Consider the following 15,709-nt stretch of genomic DNA (forward strand, 5'->3'; position numbering starts at 1 on the left):
CCGCCATGCAGCGGACGAGCTTCGCTCGGATGACCGATCCCCCCCGGCGGCCTCGCCCGGCCAGGTCCCCATCCGCTGCCCTATGCCCTAGAGGAAGAACACCGCGTGGTTGCGCGGGGGGGTCGCCGTCTGGCGCCGGGGAAGCTGCGCCAGATGGCTCGGAGAGCGGCTGGAGACCTGGCCGAACGTGGGCCATAGCCGGTCATCGGACCGACGAGTCGTTTCTCAGAGGATCCCTGGCAACACCTCCTCCGAGACGTCGGAGAACGTCTCCTCCTCCTGCTCCAGGTAGGTCTCCCACGCCTGCGCGTCCCAGATTTCGAGTCGCGTGTTGGCGCCGATGACCGTGCAGTCGCGGGTGAGGCCCGCGTACTTTCGCAGCGGCGGAGGAATGGTGACGCGGCCCTGCTTGTCGGGGACCTCGTCGGAAGCACTGGCGAAGAAGACCCGGCTGTAGCCGCGCACGGCCTTCTCGGTGACCGGTGCGGCACGCAGAGCCTCGGTTATCCGCTGGAACTCCGCCATGGGGAAGACGTACAGGCAGCGTTCCTGGCCCTTCGTGATCACCAATCCCCCCGACAGCTCCTCGCGATATTTCGCCGGCAGGAACAGCCGTCCCTTGTCGTCGAGGCGCGGCGAATGGGTGCCGAGGAACACCGGCCCCACCTCCCGCGCCGCATGGGGCGCACCTGCTCCCCACGGCGCCCCACTCTACTCCACTCTTCCCCACCGTCAACAATAAAAACACGTTCCAGAGACCGATTCGGCGGACGAATCCCCAGTTCAGAGGGGGTGGCGCGAGGTGGGGGCGCGCGGCGCCCGCTCCGCGTGCCGCGGTCCCGAAAAATGCCGTCCCGGCCGTTCCGTTCCGGCGCGGCGGGGACGCGAGGGGCCGGGTGGAGAGAAGTGGTGCGGCGCGATGGGTCAGGACGCCGATCTCGTGGAGCACAATGGGCTCGCGTTCACCGTGAACATCGCGACGCGCCGCCCGACGACGTACTGTCGTTTGGACGGACGCAAAGAGCGCCGCACCGGCGCGTGAAAGGCCCTGGCTCCGAATGAGGGGCCGGCACACCGCGCGGCCGGACGGCTGAGGAGGGTTTGGTGGCAGTAGGAACGCACGGCGAGTCGTTCATGGAGACCGACCCCCCGGCATCCCACCCGGCCCGGCACGGCGCCGACGAGGCGTCCGGCCCCGGCCTCGACGGCCTCGCGCAGGTCGCGAACAAGATCCGGGACGCCGTGGAGTCGGTGATCGAGGGCAAGCCCTCGGTGGTGCGGCTCGCCCTGACGGTGCTGCTGGCCGAGGGGCACCTGCTGATCGAGGACGTCCCCGGCGTCGGCAAGACGATGCTCGCCAAGGCGCTCGCGCGCTCGGTCGACTGCTCGGTGCGGCGCGTGCAGTTCACGCCCGACCTGCTGCCCAGCGACATCACGGGGGTCAGCGCCTACAACCAGGAGCTGCGCGAGTTCGAGTTCAAGCCGGGCCCGGTGTTCGCCAACATCGTGGTCGGCGACGAGATCAACCGCGCGTCCCCGAAGACGCAGTCCGCGCTGCTGGAGTGCATGGAGGAGCGCCAGGTCACGGTGGACGGCACCACCTACACGCTGGAGCCGCCGTTCATGGTGATCTCCACGCAGAACCCGGTGGAGATGGAGGGCACCTACCCGCTGCCGGAGGCGCAGCGCGACCGGTTCACCGCCCGCATCTCGATGGGCTACCCCGACCCGGCGGCGGAGCTGGAGATGCTGGAGACGCACGGGGAGTCCTCCCCGCTCGACCGGCTCACGCCCGTCGCGCACGCGGCCGACGTCCGCGACCTCATCGAGGTGGTGCGCCGCCAGCACGTGTCGGCGGGGGTGCGCCAGTACGCGATCGACCTGGTCGCCGCGACCCGAAGCCATCCCGAGCTGCGGCTCGGCGCCTCACCGCGGGCGACGCTGCACCTGGTGCGGGCGGCGCGGGCGTACGCGGCGCTGGACGACCGCGACTACGTCCTCCCCGACGACCTGCAGGACCTCGCGGTGCCCGTCCTCGCGCACCGGCTGCTGCCGACCACGGAGGCGCAGGTGGACCGGCGCCGTCCCGAGCAGGTCGTGGCGGACCTGGTGAAAAGGCTGCCGGTACCCCCGCACGGGAAGTGACCGAGTGAGACGTGCGCTTGCCGGCCTGACCACGCGCGGGCGGTCCTTCGTGGCCGCCGGCGCGACCGCGATCGTGTGCGCGTTCGTCCTCGGCGAGCGCGACCTGCTGCGCGCCGGGGTGCTGGTGCTGGCGCTGCCGCTGCTGTGCACGGTCGCGGTGTCGCGGACCCGCTACCGGCTGGCGTGCGCGCGGCGGCTCGACCCGCCGCGGCTGCCGGTCGGCCGGGAGGCGCGCGTCGACCTGCGGCTGGAGAACGTGTCGCGGCTGCCGAGCGGGCTGCTCATGGTGGAGGACCGGGTCCCCTACGCGCTCGGCGGGCGGGCCAGGTTCGTCCTCGACCGGATCGAGTCGCACGGCAAGCGCCGGCTCGGCTACCGGATCCGCTCGGACGTGCGCGGGCGGTTCCGGGTGGGGCCGCTGACCGTCCGGCTCGCCGACCCGTTCGGGATGGTGGAGCTGGTCCGCTCGTTCAGCCTGGCGGACACGCTGACGGTGACGCCGACGATCCATCCGCTGCCCTCGGGACGGCTGTCGGGCGCGTGGTCGGGCGGCGGTGACAGCATCGCCCGGGCGGTGTCGGCGGCGGGCGAGGACGATGTGACCCCGCGCGAGTACCGGCACGGCGACGACCTGCGCCGCGTCCACTGGCGGTCCACGGCGCGGCACGGCGAGCTGATGGTGCGGCGCGAGGAGCAGCACTTCAAGAGCAGCGGGACGCTGTTCCTCGACACCCGCCGGACGGCGCACTGGGGCGACGGTCCCGGCGGCACGTTCGAGCAGGCCGTGTCGGCGACCGCGTCGATCGGGGTGCATCTGGCCCGGACGGGGATGAACCTGCGCTACGTCACCGACGGCGGCGAGGCGCTGCCGGCCGCGCGCGCCGACGGGACGTTCGAGGGGCTGCTGCTGGACGCGCTGGCCGTGGCCCGCCGGTCCAAGGAGCGCTCGCTGTCGGGGGGCCTGGCCGCGCTGCGCGGCCGGGCGGGCGCGACGCGGGAGGGCGACGGGCTGGTCATCGGGGTGTTCGGCGTCCTGTCCGAGGACGAGGCCCGCTCGCTCGCGGCCGTCCGGAGCGGCACCGGGACCTGCGTCGCGGTGTTCGTGCTGGGACGCGGCCGCGCGGCGAGCGCACCGGACGGCGCCGGCGCCGGCGCGGGGAGCGGTGGCACGGCCGCCGGGCCCGCCGCCGCGCTGCTGCGCGCGGGCGGCTGGCGGGTGGTGGTCGTCCGGTCGGCGGCGGAGCTGGCCGGAGCGTGGGCGCAGGCGGGGCAGGCCGGTGACGACTACGTCAGGGACGGCGCATGAGGATCCGGATGACGGTCATGGCGGGGCTGGCGACGCTCGCCGGCTCGATCGGCCTCTACCCGCTGTTCGAGTCGGGCAGCTGGTTCGGGACCGGGCTCGGCGCGGTGCTCGCGGTCGGCGCCGCGGGCGTGCTGGCGCGGCGGCTGCGGCTGCCGGCGGCGGCGAACCTGCTGCTCGGGGTGACCGGGCTGCTGCTGTACCTGAACCTTGTGTACGCGTCCGGCGAGGCGTGGCTGGGGGTCGTCCCGTCGCCGGAGTCGGTGGAGCGCCTCGGCCAGCTGGCCGGGGACGGCTGGCGGGCGGCCAACCGGTACGCGGCGCCCGTCCCGGTGCTGCCGGGGATCGAGCTGCTGGCCGCCGCGGGGATCGGGCTGGTCGCCGTCCTGGTCGACCTGCTCGCCGTGCGGCTGCGCCGCGCCGCCCCGGCCGGGCTGCCGCTGCTCGCCATGTACAGCGTGCCCGCAGCGGTCCGCGAGGACGGCGTCAGCTGGCTGGCGTTCGGCGCCGGCGCGCTCGGCTTCCTCGCGCTGCTGATGGCCGACGCCCGCGAGCAGGTCGGCGGCTGGGGCCGGACGGTCAGCTCGTTCCGGCAGCGGGACGTGCCGCTGGCGGGCGCGGCGCCCCGTCCGGACGAGGGGTCCGCGCTGCCCGACGCGGCGGCGCTGGCGGCGTCCGGGCGCCGCATCGCGGCCGGTGCGGTGGCGATCGCGGTGCTGGTGCCGGCGGCCGTGCCGGGGCTGCAGCCGCGCGGCATGTTCGGCCTCGGCGGCGACGGGCGCGGCGGCACGCAGACGGTGACGACGCCCGACCCGCTGGTGAGCCTGAAGCGGGAGCTGACCCGGATGGACGAGTCGGTCGTCCTCACCTACCGGACGAACGACCCGGAGGCCCCCGACTACCTGCGCCTGTACGCCCTCGACAAGTTCGAGGGCGACCGGTGGACCTACACCCAGCTCGACAGCCACCCGCGCGACCGCCTCGACGAGCGCGAGATCCCGCCGCCGCCGGGGCTGTCGGTCGCGTCGTCCCGGGAGGTGACGACCAGGGTCCAGGTGCGTCCCGAGGTCAGGGACATGTCGTTCCTGCCGGTGCCGTACGCGCCGTCCGACGTGACGATCAGCGGCGACTGGCGGGTGGACGCGCGCTCCCTGATGATCTATTCGCTGCGCGACTCCGCGGACGGGCGCGCCTACACCGTCAGGAGCCGGCGCGCGGAGCCGACGATCGGCCAGCTCGCCGCGGCGGGCAACCACCCGCCCGACATCGTGGCCCGGTACACGGCGGTGCCGAAGAACGTCCCGCAGGAGGTCAGGCGGCTCGCCGAGCAGGTCACGGCCGGGTCGGCGACGGCGCTGTCGCAGGCGGTGCGGCTGCAGCGCTGGTTCACCCTGTCGGGCGGGTTCAGCTACGACCTGGACGCGCCAGCGCCCAAGCACGGCAGCGACCTGGTCGACTTCCTGCTGCACAGCAAGCGCGGCTACTGCGAGCAGTTCGCCGCGTCGATGGCGCTGATGGCGCGGCTCCTCGGCATCCCGTCCCGGGTGGCGATGGGCTACACGGCGGGCAGCGAGGTCAGGCCGGGGCAGTGGGTCGTCAGGTCGCGGGACGCGCACGCCTGGCCCGAGCTGTACTTCGAGGGGACCGGCTGGGTGCGGTTCGAGCCGACGCCGTCGGGCGCGGCCGGGCAGGGCACCGCCGCCACCCCCGAGTACAGCCTCCCCGCGAGCACCGGCGGCGGCAGCGACGGGGGGGAGAGCACGCCCGCGCCGGAGACCTCCTCGCCCGCCGGCGGGCAGGCCCCCGCGCCGCAGGCGCCCGCCCGGGGCCGCAACGACACGGGCGAGACCGGCGGCGCCGCCGCGCAGGACGACGAGGACGGCGGGTTCTCCGCGGCGCCGTGGCTGGCGGGCGGGGTCCTGGTCCTGCTGCTGCTGGCCGTCCCGATGGTGCTGCGGGCGTTCACCCGGCGGCGGCGCTGGGCGGCGCTGATCTCCCCTCCCGGGAGGGCGTCGCGCCCGTCCCGGGCAAGGGCCGGGCCCGGCTCGTGGCCCGGGGCGCGGTCCGGGAGACGGCCCGGGTCGCGGCCGGGGCCGGCGGCGGGCACGGCCCTGCGGGAGCCGCCGCCCGATCCCGCCGGGGCCGCGCACGCCGCGTGGCGGGAGATGCGGGCGGACGCGCTCGACCACGGCCTCGAATGGCGGGCGAGCGACTCCCCCCGTGCCACCGCGCGCAGGCTCGGCGAGCTGCTGGAGCTGGACGAGGCGGGCGCGCAGGCCCTCGCCCGGATCGCCCGCGCCGAGGAGCTGGCCCGCTACTCGCTGGCGCGCTCCCCCGAGCCGCCGGAGCGGCTCCGCGCGGACGTCCGGACGGTCCGTGACGCGTTCGCCGCGTCCGTGGGCCGCGGGGCCCGCTGGCGCGCCCGGCTGCTGCCGCCGTCGACGCTGGCGCAGACCCGGACCACGCTCCACTCGGCCGGGAACCGCGCGCTGGACGCGCGGGCCCGCCTCTACGAGCTGCCCGCCCGCCTCCGCCGCAGGTAGCCGCGCGGAGCACGGGCGGCACGGCCCCGGATACGCGTTCGTCCCGGCCCGCGCGGGCGGCTGCCCGCGTACGGCCGGGACGTTCGGAGGTGCCGACGTTCAGGTGGGAGGGTCAGTCGCCTTCGGTCCTGCGGCGCCAGCGCTCTTCCATGCGCTCCATGAAGCCCGACTTGGCGGGTTTCGGCTGCCCGGAGCGCCTGGCCCGGCCGGGCTGCCCCGGCTGCCCCGGCTGCCCGGCGGCGCCGCGCGCGGGCTCGGTGCCGATGCCGGTCATGCGCTTCCACGACGTCAGCGCCCAGACACAGCACACCACCATCAGCAGGAAGCCGGTGACGCTCACCGCGATGGTGGTGGTGCCCGCGTTGATCACCAGGCCGGCCATCAGGGCGCCGACACCGACGACGAACCCGAAGGCCGCCTTGACGATCCGGCGCTTGTAGTGGACCTGTGGGCTGGTCGAGCGAACCGCGTGAGCGAACTTCGGATCCTCGGCGTACAAGGCCGATTCGATCTGTTCGAGCATGCGCTGCTCGTGCTCAGAGAGCGGCACGGCACCTCCCAACGACAGCCCCGCGGCGGGGAGTCCGATGCAGGACGCGAACCTCAACGGTGATATGCCCAGAATACGAGCACTGTGCCGCGCACGAAAGCAGACGTCCCCTCAAGGGCACGGCGCCGGTAACCCCACAGGCTTCTTTCATTGTGTTCCGTCCCTGCCGTCACGTCCTTCGCCATGCGCGCGACGGACCAGCGCGGCGGGGCGGACCGCGCCGCGGCCGAACCGGTGCGCGACCTGGTCCATGGCTCGCTCGGCCTCACGCCAACCGCGTTCCGGCTCGTCGAAGGCGAGCTGGCGGGGGGCCGCGCCGGCCGGGCCCAGGTTCTCCACCCGTACCCCGACCAACCGGAGTCGTACCCGTTCCAGCCCGGCCCCCTCATAGAGATCACGCGCTGTGACATAGATCACACGAGCGAGGTCGGTGGGCTCGGCGAGCGTGCGCGCCCGCGTGATCGTCTTGAAGTTCGCCATCCGGAGTTTGACGCTGACCGTCCGGCCCGCGTTCCCGCTCGCGCGCAGCCGGGCGCCGACCTTCTCCGCCAGCCGCAGCAGCTCGCGGCGGATGATCTCGGGGTCGTCGACGTCGGTGTCGAACGTCTCCTCGGCGCCGATGCTCTTGTCGGGCGTGTGCGGGACGACCTCGCGCGGGTCGCGGCCCCACGCCAGCTCGTGCAGGTGGGCGCCCACCGCGTTGCCCAGCTCGCGCTGGAGCGTGCTCAGCGGCACCTGGGCGAGCTGGCCGACGGTCCGCAGGCCGAGCCGGGTCAGGGTCTGCTCCGTCCGCTCCCCCACGCCCCAGAGGGACGCGACGGGCAGCGGGTGCAGGAAGTCGACGGCGCCGTCCGCGGGCACGACGAGCAGCCCGTCGGGCTTGCACCGCGTGGAGGCCAGCTTCGCGACGAACTTGGTGCTCGCGACGCCGACCGAGCAGGTGATGCCCTGCTGGGCGCTCACCTGCTCGCGGATGAGCCGCGCGATCTCGGCGGGACGGCCGAGCCGCCGCCCGGCGCCCGCCACGTCGAGGAACGCCTCGTCCAGCGACAGCCCCTCGACCAGCGGCGTGATCGACCGGAATATCTCGAACACGGCCGCGGACACCCGCGAGTACTTGCCGTGGCTCACCGGCAGCACGACGGCCCGCGGGCACAGCCGCCGCGCCCGCGACATCGGCATCGCCGAATGCACGCCGAACCTCCGGGCCTCGTAGGACGCCGCGGACACGACGCCGCGCGGCCCGGCCCCGCCGACGATGACGGGACGCCCCCGCAGCTCGGGCCGCTCCAGCAGCTCGACGCTGACGAAGAAGGCGTCCATGTCGACGTGCAGGATGTGGCAGCCGGTGTCGTCGGCGGGCGGGCCGGGCTGCGGGCCCGGCCGGTGCAGCTGCTGCTTGCGGCTCACGGTTCGTTCTTACTCGGCCGGCTTGTCCGCCACCAGATGCAACTGGGTGGCGAGATCCCGCAGGACCGGGTGGACGGCCGCGACCGACTCCAGCGCGATCATGGCGTCGGCGGACCCGGCGTCGCCGTCGAGCATGCCGGACGGCACCAGGTCGGCGAAGATCCGGACGCCGTGCAGCTCGGCGACCCGCAGCCCGGAGCCGCGCACCAGCGCCGACAGCGTCTCCCGGGTGAACCGGCGGGGCATCCGGTCGCCCTCGCCCCACCGCCCGGACGGCGCGGTCAGTACCCGGCGGGCGTCGTCGAAGTGCCCGGCGAGCGCGCGGTGCAGCGCGGCGGCGATCTGCCCGGCGGCGAGGACGCTCACCGAGCCGCCGGGACGGACGGTCCCCGCCATGGCGGCCATCGCGGCGCCGGGGTCGTCCACGTACTCCAGGACGCTGTGGCACAGGACGAGGTCGGCGGCGTCCGGGCCGAGCAGGTCGGGCAGGTCGACGGCGTCGCCCTGCACCGCGCGGACCGCCACCCCGGACTCGGCGGCGCGGCGCTCCAGCGCGGCGAGCGCGTCGGGGTTGGCGTCGACGACGGTGACCCGGTGGCCGAGCTCGGCGAGCGGCACGGCGAAGCCGCCGGTGCCGCCGCCGACGTCCACGACCTCGCTCCGCCCGGCCTCGGGCGCGATGCGGTCGAGTACGGCGCGCAGCGCGTCCCACAAGACGGCGCTCCGGACCCGGCTCCCGCCGCGGACCCGCTTCTGCTGCTGGCCGGTGACACCCCTGACGTCGCTCATCGGGCTCAGCCTAGCCGTCCGAGCCCGCCGGACGGGCGGCGGCCGGGAACGCCGTTACACGACGGCCACCTGCGCAAGCGCCCGCCGTCGCATGGGCGGGTCTTACAGGGAGAGGGAGGGCTTGAGCTGCTGGAGGCGGGAGAGGAGGCCGTTGATGAAGCGGGGGGACTCGTCGGTGGACAGTTCGGTCGCGAGCGCGACCGCCTCGCTGACCGCGACGCCGTCGGGGACGTCGTCGACCCACAGCAGCTCGTAGGCGCCCATCCGCAGGATGTTGCGGTCGACGACCGGCATCCGCTCCAGCGTCCAGCCGGTGGCGTAGGTGGCGATCAGGTCGTCGACGCGTTCGCGGTGCTCCTGGACGCCCTCGATCAGCCGGACGGCGTGCGGGTACTCGGCGAGCTCGTCCTGGTTGGGACGGCCCCGGGCGGCGAGGACGGCGGTCGGTTCCTCTTCTCGCAGCTCGGCCGCGAAAAGGATGTCGAGTGCGAGTTTGCGTGCCTTGGTGCGTGCGCTCATCGCCTCAGCCGCGGCCGAGGTATTCGCCGGAGCGGGTGTCGACCTTGACCTTCTCGCCGGTGGTGATGAACAGCGGCACCTGGATCTGCGCGCCGGTCTCCAGGGTGGCGGGCTTGCTGCCGCCGGTGGAGCGGTCGCCCTGCAGGCCCGGCTCGGTCTCGGTGATCTCCAGCACGACGGCGGCGGGCAGCTCGATGTACAGCGGGTTCCCGTCGTTGAAGGCGATCACGGCCATCTGCTCGGGGAGCAGGTAGTTCGCGGCGTCGCCGACGGTGCCCGCGGGGATGTGCGGCTGGTCGTAGGTCTCGGTGTCCATGAAGACGAAGTCCTCGCCTTCGCGGTAGAGGTACTGCATCTCCCGCTTGTCGACGCTGGCGACGTCCACCTTGGTGCCGGCGTTGAAGGTCTTGTCGACCACCTTGCCGGACAGCACGTTCTTGAGCTTGGTGCGGACGAACGCGCCGCCCTTGCCGGGCTTGACGTGCTGGAACTCCAGGACGGTCCACAGCTGGCCGTCGAGGTTCAGCGTCATGCCGTTCTTCAGGTCGTTCGTCGTCGCCACTGCGTTGTTCTCCCGTCGCGGCCCGCGCGCCTAGAGGACGAGCAGGTCCTTGGTGGTTGTCGTGAGGAGTTCCGGGCCGCCGGGGCGGACCACGAGCGTGTCCTCGATACGGACCCCGCCGCGGCCGGTGAGGTAGACCCCCGGCTCCGCCGTGATCGGAACCCGGTCCATCAGCTTACCGGTCTTGTCGTACCCCATGAGCGGAGCCTCGTGGATCTCCAGGCCGACGCCGTGCCCGAGTCCGTGGGGGAACGCGTCGCCGTGCCCGGCGGCCTTGATGACGTCGCGGGCGGCCCCGTCGACGGCCTTCGTCTCGGCGCCGGGCATGGCCGCGCCGATCCCCGCCCGCTGCGCGCGGTGGACGAGGTCGTAGACGTCGCGCTGCCAGGCGGCGGGCTCGCCGATCGCGACGGTGCGGGTCATGTCGGCGTGGTAGCCGCCGTACAGGGCGCCGAAGTCCATGGTGACGAGGTCGCCGGTCTGGAGCTCGCGGCCGCCCGGGCGGTGGTGCGGGACGGCGCCGTTCGGCCCGGACGCGACGATCGACTCGAACGCGGGACGCTCGGCGCCGAAGTCCACCATCGCGCGTTCGAGCGCGATCGCGACGGCCCGCTCGGTGACGCCGGCGCGGATCTCGGGGAGGACGGCCGCGAACGCGCGGTCGGTGATGGCGCACGCCTCCCGCAGCAGCGCGATCTCCTCCTCGTCCTTGACCAGGCGGAGCTCCTCGACCAGATGGCCGAGCGGCGTCAGCTCGACCTCGGCGTTCGCGGCGAGGGTGGCGTGGTGCTCGACGGTGATGTCGTGGGCCTCGAAGCCGAGGCGGCGGTGGCCGTCGGCGGCGGCGCGGGCGGTGAGCGCCTCCGTCACGAGCCGGTCGACCACGATGGGCAGCTCCGGGCATACCTGCTCGGCCGTCCCGGCGTACCGGGCGTCGGTGGCGAGCACGGCCGGTCCCTCGGCCGGGACGAGCAGCGCGGCCCGGGAGCTGTCGAGGCCGGTCAGGTAGCGGACGTTGACGAGCCGGGTCACCAGCAGGGCGTCGGCGTCGTGTCCGGCGACGAGCGCGGCCAGCCGGCGGCGGCGCGCGAGGTGCGTCTCCCCCATGGTCAGACTCTAGATCACCGTCCGGGCGGCGCCACCGTCCGGGCGGGGTGGGGCCGGGGCGCCGCGGGATCACAAAACATGAACAACTCTCGACTTTTTCGCGCGGGCGGTCTAGCGTGATCGGCGGTGTGAGCCACCCGGTGGGCGGCGTGCCGGGGCGCCTGCGGCACGCCGCCCGAGCCCGCCGTGGACGCTCAGAGGCCGGCGGCCATCTCCTTGACCTTCTCGACCAGCGCGAGGCGGGCCTTGTGGTCGCCCGCGATCGGCGACACGTTCAGCGTCGTCACCCCGGACTCCTTCATCGCGGCGAGCCGCTCCCGGACGTGCCCCTCGGGCCCGATGAGCGACATCTTCTCCAGCAGCTCGTGCGGGACCTTGGCGGCGGCCTCGTCCTTCTTCCCGGCGAGGTAGAGGTCCTGGATCTCCTCGGCCTCCCGCTCGAAGCCGTACCGGCGGGCCAGGTCGTTGTAGAAGTTGCGGCCCTTGGCGCCCATGCCGCCGATGTAGAGCGCGGCCATCGGGCGCCCGAACTCCAGGTACCCCTGGACGTCGTCGCCGATGGCGAGGGTGGCCTGCCCGACGACGTCGAGGTCGCCGAGGGCCGGGTCGCGGCGGGCGCGGCCGGCGGCGAGGGACGCGCCCCACACGTCCTTCGCCTTCTCCGGCATGTAGAAGATCGGCTCCCAGCCGTCGGCGAGCTCGGCGGTCAGCTCGACGTTCTTCGGGCCGATCGCGGCGACGAGGATCGGGATGTCGGCGCGCACGGGCCGGTTGATGAGCTTCAGCGGCTTGCCGAGCCCGGTGCCCCGGTCCGCCGGCAGCGGCACGGTGTAGTGCCTGCCCTCGTGCTCCAGCCGCTCCCGCCGCCACACCTTCCGGCATATCTCGATGATCTCGCGGGTGCGGCCGAGCGGCGCGGTGTAGGGGACGCCGTGGAAGCCCTCGATGACCTGCGGCCCGGACGCGCCGATGCCGAGCGTGAACCGGCCCTCGGAGACGAAGTCCAGGCCCGCGGCGGTCATGGCGGTCAGCGTCGGCGTCCGGGTGTAGATCTGCATGATCCCGGACGCGATCTCCAGCCGCTCGGTCTTGGCGGCGATGTAGCCGAGCTGGCTGACCGCGTCGAAGCTGTACGCCTCCGCGACGAACACGATGTCGAGGCCGGCCTTCTCGTAGTCGGCCAGTTCCTCGGCCGTCCGCCGGAAACCGGCGTCGGAATAGCTGAGCGACATCCCGATGCGCATCGGCGTTCCCTCCATGAACCGAATCGGATTCCAGCCGACGGTAACCTACCGCCGTCACGCGGGCGCGTCCGGGGGGCGGGCGACCGGGACGGCGGACGTCAGCCCAGGGCGGGACCGTTCAGGGCGTCCAGGGCCGTCCGGTACATGTCGGTGCGGATCTTCGCCACGGTCCGGCCGTCCTTGCCCGCCAGGGACGCGGCCAGCTCGACGGCGGCGGGCAGGACCTCCTCCTCGGCGGCGGTGCGCCGGACGATCCCGGCGGACAGCGCCTCCTCCGCCGTGTACCGGCGGCCGGTGAGCATCGCCTCGTGCGCGGCGGTCTTCGGCAGCCGCGACCGGATCAGCGCGTCCATGCCCGGCGTGAAGCTCATCCCGAGGTCGACCTCGGGCAGGCAGAAGTAGCCGCGGTCCGTCCGCATGACGGCGAAGTCGTGCGCGAGCGCGAGCATCGCGCCGCCCGCGAACGCGTGCCCGTTGAGCGCCGCGACGGTGGGCATCGGCAGCGACAGGACGCGCGCGTAGAGGCCGTGCACGCGGCGCAGGTAGTCCTCCAACCGGTCCGCCGAGCGCAGCTCGTCCGTTGAATGGCGGTGGGTGGGGGCTGGAGGACGGTCCGGGTTGGCGCCGAGCCAATCGAGGTCGAGGCCGTTGGAGTAGAACTTGCCGGTGCCGACGGTGACGAGGGCGCCCGGCCCCTCGTTCTTCTCCACGGTGCCGAGCGCGTCCGCGGCCGCGTCGAGGAAGGCGGGGCCGAAGCGGTTCTCACCGGCGTCGAACCGCAGGACGTACACGTCTCCGTCGCGCTGGAGGTCGATCACGAGGGTCTCCTTCATCCGTGCCCGAGACGACCTTACTCGCGGGTAGCGCGACGTGCCCGCGCGCACCGGCCGGGCGCCTATGATGAATGTCATAATCGGGGCCATGGGGACCGACAGCCGGGAACGCATGGTGCGCAGCGCCGCCTACCTCTTCCGGGAGCGCGGCTACAGCGGCACCGGGTTCCGCGACGTCATCGCGCACAGCGGCGCGCCGCGCGGGTCGATCTACCACCATTTCCCGGACGGCAAGGCGCAGCTCGCCGAGGAGGCCGTCCGCTACGCGGGCGACTTCCTCAACGCCGGGATCCTCGCCGCCACCGAGGGCGGGGACGCCGCGTCCGCCGTGGACGCCTTCACCGCCTGGTGGCGGCAGTTCCTGATCAGGAGCGAGTTCCGCGCCGGGTGCCCCGTCGTCGCGGTCACCGTGGAGTGCCACGACGAGGCCCCGCGGCTCGCCGCGGCAGCGGCGGCGGCGTTCGACCGCTGGCGCGACACCCTCGCCACCGGGCTCGGCAACGCCGGCGTCCCCGACGACCGCGCCGCCCGCCTGGCCCGCCTGATCGTCGCGGCCGTGGAGGGCGCCACGATCCTGTGCCGCGCCCACCGCGACGTCGCCCCGCTGGACGACGTCGTCGCCGAGCTCAAGGACCTGATCCGCCAGGCCGTCCGGGACGCCTAACCCTCCTGGGGCTTCCCGGGCTTTTCGGCGATGAGGTCGGCGATGGCCTGGAGGGCGAGGACGTACGACATCGGGCCGAACCCGGCGATCGTGCCGGTGGCGACGCCCGCGACGACGGAGGTGTGCCGGAACTCCTCGCGGGCCGCCGGGTTGCTGATGTGGACCTCGACGAGCGGCGCGGTGCGCTGGGCGAGGGCGTCCCGCAGCGAGTACGAGTAGTGCGTGAACGCGGCCGGGTTCACGACCATCGGGACGCGCCCGTCGGCGGCCTCGTGCACCCAGCGGAGCATCTCGGCCTCGTCGTCGGTCTGCCGGACCTCGACGCTCAGGTCGAGGCGGCGGCCCGCGTCGCGGCACAGCGCGGCGATGCCGTCGAGGGTCGTCGTCCCGTACACGTCGGGTTCGCGGACGCCGAGCCTGCGCAGGTTCGGGCCGTTCAGCACGAGGACGCGGGTCGTCATCGGGAGACCTCCCGGTAGGCGGCGGCGAGGAGGTCCTCGTCGGGTCCTTCGAGGCGGCCGGGCTCGGCGATGCCGTCCAGGACGACGAACCGCAGCGTCGAGCCGCGCGACTTCTTGTCGATGGCCATCGTGGCGCGCAGGCCCGGCCAGTCGGCGGCGTAGGAGATCGGCAGGCCGACGGACGTGAGGATGTCGCGGTGCCGCTGGACGACGCCGGCGGACAGCCGTCCGGCGAGGCGGGCCAGCTCGGCGGCGTACACCATGCCGATGGCGACGGCGTGGCCGTGCCGGAACCGGTAGTCCTCGGCCTTCTCGATGGCGTGCGCGAGCGTGTGCCCGTAGTTGAGGATCTCGCGGAGCCCGCTCTCCTTCAGGTCCGCGGACACGACGTCCGCCTTGACCTGGACGGCGCGTTCGACCAGCTCGCGGGTGTGCGGGCCGTCCGGGGACGCGGCGCCCGCCGGGTCGTCCTCGACCAGCTCCAGGATCTTCGGGTCGGCGATGAACCCGGCCTTGATGATCTCGGCGAGGCCGCTGATGTAGTCCTCGCGCGGCATCGTGACCAGCGTGGTCAGCTCGCACAGCACCCCGGCGGGCGGGTGGAACGCGCCGACGAGGTTCTTGCCCTCGGGGATGTTGATGCCGGTCTTGCCGCCGACGGCCGCGTCCACCATGCCGAGCAGCGTCGTCGGGACGAGCACCGCCGGGACGCCGCGCAGCCACGACGCCGCCGCGAACCCGGCGAGGTCGGTGGTCGCGCCGCCGCCGACGCCGACGACGGCGTCCGTCCGGGTCATGCCGTGCCGGGCGAACGACGACCAGAGCCCGGCGAGGACCCCGGTCTCCTTGGCCGCCTCCCCGTCCGGGACGGGCAGCGCGTGCACGGCGTATCCGGCCTGCTCCAGCGCGCCGCACACCGGGCGGGCGATCTCCGGCAGGCCCTCGGCGTGGACGACCGCGACGGTCCGCGCGCGCTCGCCGACCATGCGGGGCAGCTCGCCGAGGGCGCCCGTCCCGATGACGACGTCGTACGGGTCGGGGCCGCCCACGTGGACGCGGGACCGTGTCACGCCTCCCCCAGCGCCTTGGCGATCTCCTCGACTATCTCGGCGGGCTCGCGGCCGTCGGTGCCGACCGCGATCGTGCCGAGCCGCTCGTAGATGGGGAGGCGCTCCTCCAGCAGCTTGCGCATCTGGCTGCGCGGGTTCAGGACCAGCAGCGGCCGCGCCGACGCCAGCCCGACCCGCTTGATCGCCTCCGACAGCCCGACCCGCAGGTAGACGACGGTGTGCCCGGCGAGAAGCTCCTGCGTCTGCGCCGCCAGGACGGCGCCGCCGCCGAGCGCGACGACGCCCTCGTGCTCCGCCAGCGCCGCCGCGACGGCCGCGCGCTCCAGCTCGCGGAAGCGCTCCTCGCCGTCGTCGATGAAGATCTCGCCGATCGGCTTGCCCGCCGCGGACTCGACGTCGGCGTCGGTGTCGCGCAGCGGCACGCCGAGCCGGTCCGCGAGCGCGGCGCCGATCGTGGACTTGCCCGAGCCGGGCGGGCCGATGATGACTGCCTTCGGTCGCATGGTCAG

At 73.9% G+C, this 15,709-nt stretch carries 17 protein-coding genes; 5 read left to right on the top strand and 12 right to left on the bottom strand.

Annotation, left to right across the window (positions count from 1 at the left end):
• Positions 1-225: 225 nt before the first annotated feature.
• Entirely contained in the window at positions 226-657 is a 432-nt protein-coding gene (mraZ, locus tag E1264_RS17330) for a division/cell wall cluster transcriptional repressor MraZ (RefSeq protein ID WP_131963293.1), read from the bottom strand.
• A 262-nt stretch (positions 658-919) separates the two neighbouring features.
• Between mraZ and E1264_RS45970 the strand changes: the two genes are divergently transcribed.
• The 4 genes from E1264_RS45970 to E1264_RS17345 all read left to right on the top strand — a co-directional run bounded on the left by E1264_RS45970 (position 920) and on the right by E1264_RS17345 (position 5,991).
• On the top strand, positions 920-1,042 hold the full coding sequence (locus E1264_RS45970) for a hypothetical protein (RefSeq protein ID WP_279490966.1): 123 nt from the start codon (positions 920-922) through the stop codon (positions 1,040-1,042).
• Positions 1,043-1,104: 62 nt separating this feature from the next.
• A complete protein-coding gene (locus tag E1264_RS17335; protein ID WP_243710986.1) occupies positions 1,105-2,145 on the top strand; it encodes a MoxR family ATPase in 1,041 nt (346 codons plus the stop codon).
• Between the two features lie 4 nt (positions 2,146-2,149).
• Positions 2,150-3,451, top strand: coding sequence for a DUF58 domain-containing protein (locus E1264_RS17340; protein WP_132174673.1), 1,302 nt, complete (start codon positions 2,150-2,152; stop codon positions 3,449-3,451).
• Positions 3,448-5,991, top strand: a complete 2,544-nt coding sequence (locus tag E1264_RS17345) for a transglutaminaseTgpA domain-containing protein (protein ID WP_243710987.1) — start codon at positions 3,448-3,450, stop codon at positions 5,989-5,991. The genes E1264_RS17340 and E1264_RS17345 overlap by 4 nt, the downstream gene beginning before the upstream one ends.
• A gap of 112 nt (positions 5,992-6,103) precedes the next feature.
• Here E1264_RS17345 and E1264_RS17350 read toward each other — a convergent pair whose 3' ends face one another.
• The 8 genes from E1264_RS17350 to E1264_RS17385 form a co-directional block, all read right to left on the bottom strand.
• Entirely contained in the window at positions 6,104-6,541 is a 438-nt protein-coding gene (locus E1264_RS17350; RefSeq protein ID WP_132174675.1) for a DUF3040 domain-containing protein, read from the bottom strand.
• Positions 6,542-6,688: 147 nt separating this feature from the next.
• Positions 6,689-7,951, bottom strand: coding sequence for a DNA polymerase IV (locus tag E1264_RS17355; RefSeq protein ID WP_132174677.1), 1,263 nt, complete (start codon positions 7,949-7,951; stop codon positions 6,689-6,691).
• A 9-nt stretch (positions 7,952-7,960) separates the two neighbouring features.
• Complete coding sequence (locus E1264_RS17360; protein ID WP_132174679.1) at positions 7,961-8,740, bottom strand: methyltransferase domain-containing protein; 780 nt, start codon at positions 8,738-8,740, stop codon at positions 7,961-7,963.
• Between the two features lie 102 nt (positions 8,741-8,842).
• Positions 8,843-9,259: a transcription antitermination factor NusB gene (gene nusB / locus E1264_RS17365; protein WP_132174681.1), complete on the bottom strand. Its 417-nt coding sequence runs from the start codon at positions 9,257-9,259 to the stop codon at positions 8,843-8,845.
• 4 nt (positions 9,260-9,263) lie between these two features.
• A complete protein-coding gene (gene efp / locus E1264_RS17370; RefSeq protein WP_132174683.1) occupies positions 9,264-9,821 on the bottom strand; it encodes an elongation factor P in 558 nt (185 codons plus the stop codon).
• A 30-nt stretch (positions 9,822-9,851) separates the two neighbouring features.
• The gene (locus E1264_RS17375; protein WP_132174685.1) at positions 9,852-10,928 is read right to left on the bottom strand and encodes an aminopeptidase P family protein; all 1,077 of its coding nucleotides are present in this window, start codon (positions 10,926-10,928) and stop codon (positions 9,852-9,854) included.
• 194 nt (positions 10,929-11,122) lie between these two features.
• Positions 11,123-12,172, bottom strand: coding sequence for an LLM class F420-dependent oxidoreductase (locus E1264_RS17380; protein WP_132174725.1), 1,050 nt, complete (start codon positions 12,170-12,172; stop codon positions 11,123-11,125).
• A gap of 98 nt (positions 12,173-12,270) precedes the next feature.
• The gene (locus tag E1264_RS17385; protein ID WP_132174687.1) at positions 12,271-12,990 is read right to left on the bottom strand and encodes an enoyl-CoA hydratase-related protein; all 720 of its coding nucleotides are present in this window, start codon (positions 12,988-12,990) and stop codon (positions 12,271-12,273) included.
• Between the two features lie 103 nt (positions 12,991-13,093).
• Between E1264_RS17385 and E1264_RS17390 the strand changes: the two genes are divergently transcribed.
• Positions 13,094-13,669: a TetR/AcrR family transcriptional regulator gene (locus E1264_RS17390; RefSeq protein ID WP_132174689.1), complete on the top strand. Its 576-nt coding sequence runs from the start codon at positions 13,094-13,096 to the stop codon at positions 13,667-13,669.
• On the opposite strand, the gene aroQ is transcribed toward E1264_RS17390, so the two are convergent.
• Genes aroQ through E1264_RS17405 form a run of 3 tightly spaced genes read right to left on the bottom strand, consistent with a single transcriptional unit; the run spans position 13,666 to position 15,709 of the window.
• Positions 13,666-14,130 carry a type II 3-dehydroquinate dehydratase gene (aroQ, locus tag E1264_RS17395; RefSeq protein WP_132174691.1) on the bottom strand — a complete coding sequence of 155 codons (465 nt, stop codon included), beginning with the start codon at positions 14,128-14,130 and terminating at the stop codon, positions 13,666-13,668. The genes E1264_RS17390 and aroQ overlap by 4 nt on opposite strands.
• Positions 14,127-15,200 carry a 3-dehydroquinate synthase gene (gene aroB / locus E1264_RS17400; RefSeq protein WP_132174693.1) on the bottom strand — a complete coding sequence of 358 codons (1,074 nt, stop codon included), beginning with the start codon at positions 15,198-15,200 and terminating at the stop codon, positions 14,127-14,129. The genes aroQ and aroB overlap by 4 nt, the downstream gene beginning before the upstream one ends.
• Positions 15,197-15,709, bottom strand: coding sequence for a shikimate kinase (locus E1264_RS17405; protein ID WP_132174695.1), 513 nt, complete (start codon positions 15,707-15,709; stop codon positions 15,197-15,199). Before E1264_RS17405 ends, aroB begins: the two co-directional genes overlap by 4 nt.

This window comes from Actinomadura sp. KC216, assembly GCF_004348535.1.
Classification (GTDB): Bacteria; Actinomycetota; Actinomycetes; order Streptosporangiales; family Streptosporangiaceae; genus Spirillospora.

What these genes read in the sequence shown, in the direction of transcription:
- E1264_RS17360 (WP_132174679.1), bottom strand. Translation starts at nt 8,740, where the DNA reads ATGAGCGACGTCAGGGGTGTCACCGGCCAGCAGCAGAAGCGGGTCCGC.
- nusB (WP_132174681.1), bottom strand. Translation starts at nt 9,259, where the DNA reads ATGAGCGCACGCACCAAGGCACGCAAACTCGCACTCGACATCCTTTTC.
- E1264_RS17390 (WP_132174689.1), top strand. Translation starts at nt 13,094, where the DNA reads ATGGGGACCGACAGCCGGGAACGCATGGTGCGCAGCGCCGCCTACCTC.
- E1264_RS17375 (WP_132174685.1), bottom strand. Translation starts at nt 10,928, where the DNA reads ATGGGGGAGACGCACCTCGCGCGCCGCCGCCGGCTGGCCGCGCTCGTC.
- E1264_RS17345 (WP_243710987.1), top strand. Translation starts at nt 3,448, where the DNA reads ATGAGGATCCGGATGACGGTCATGGCGGGGCTGGCGACGCTCGCCGGC.
- E1264_RS45970 (WP_279490966.1), top strand. Translation starts at nt 920, where the DNA reads ATGGGTCAGGACGCCGATCTCGTGGAGCACAATGGGCTCGCGTTCACC.
- aroQ (WP_132174691.1), bottom strand. Translation starts at nt 14,130, where the DNA reads ATGACGACCCGCGTCCTCGTGCTGAACGGCCCGAACCTGCGCAGGCTC.
- E1264_RS17380 (WP_132174725.1), bottom strand. Translation starts at nt 12,172, where the DNA reads ATGCGCATCGGGATGTCGCTCAGCTATTCCGACGCCGGTTTCCGGCGG.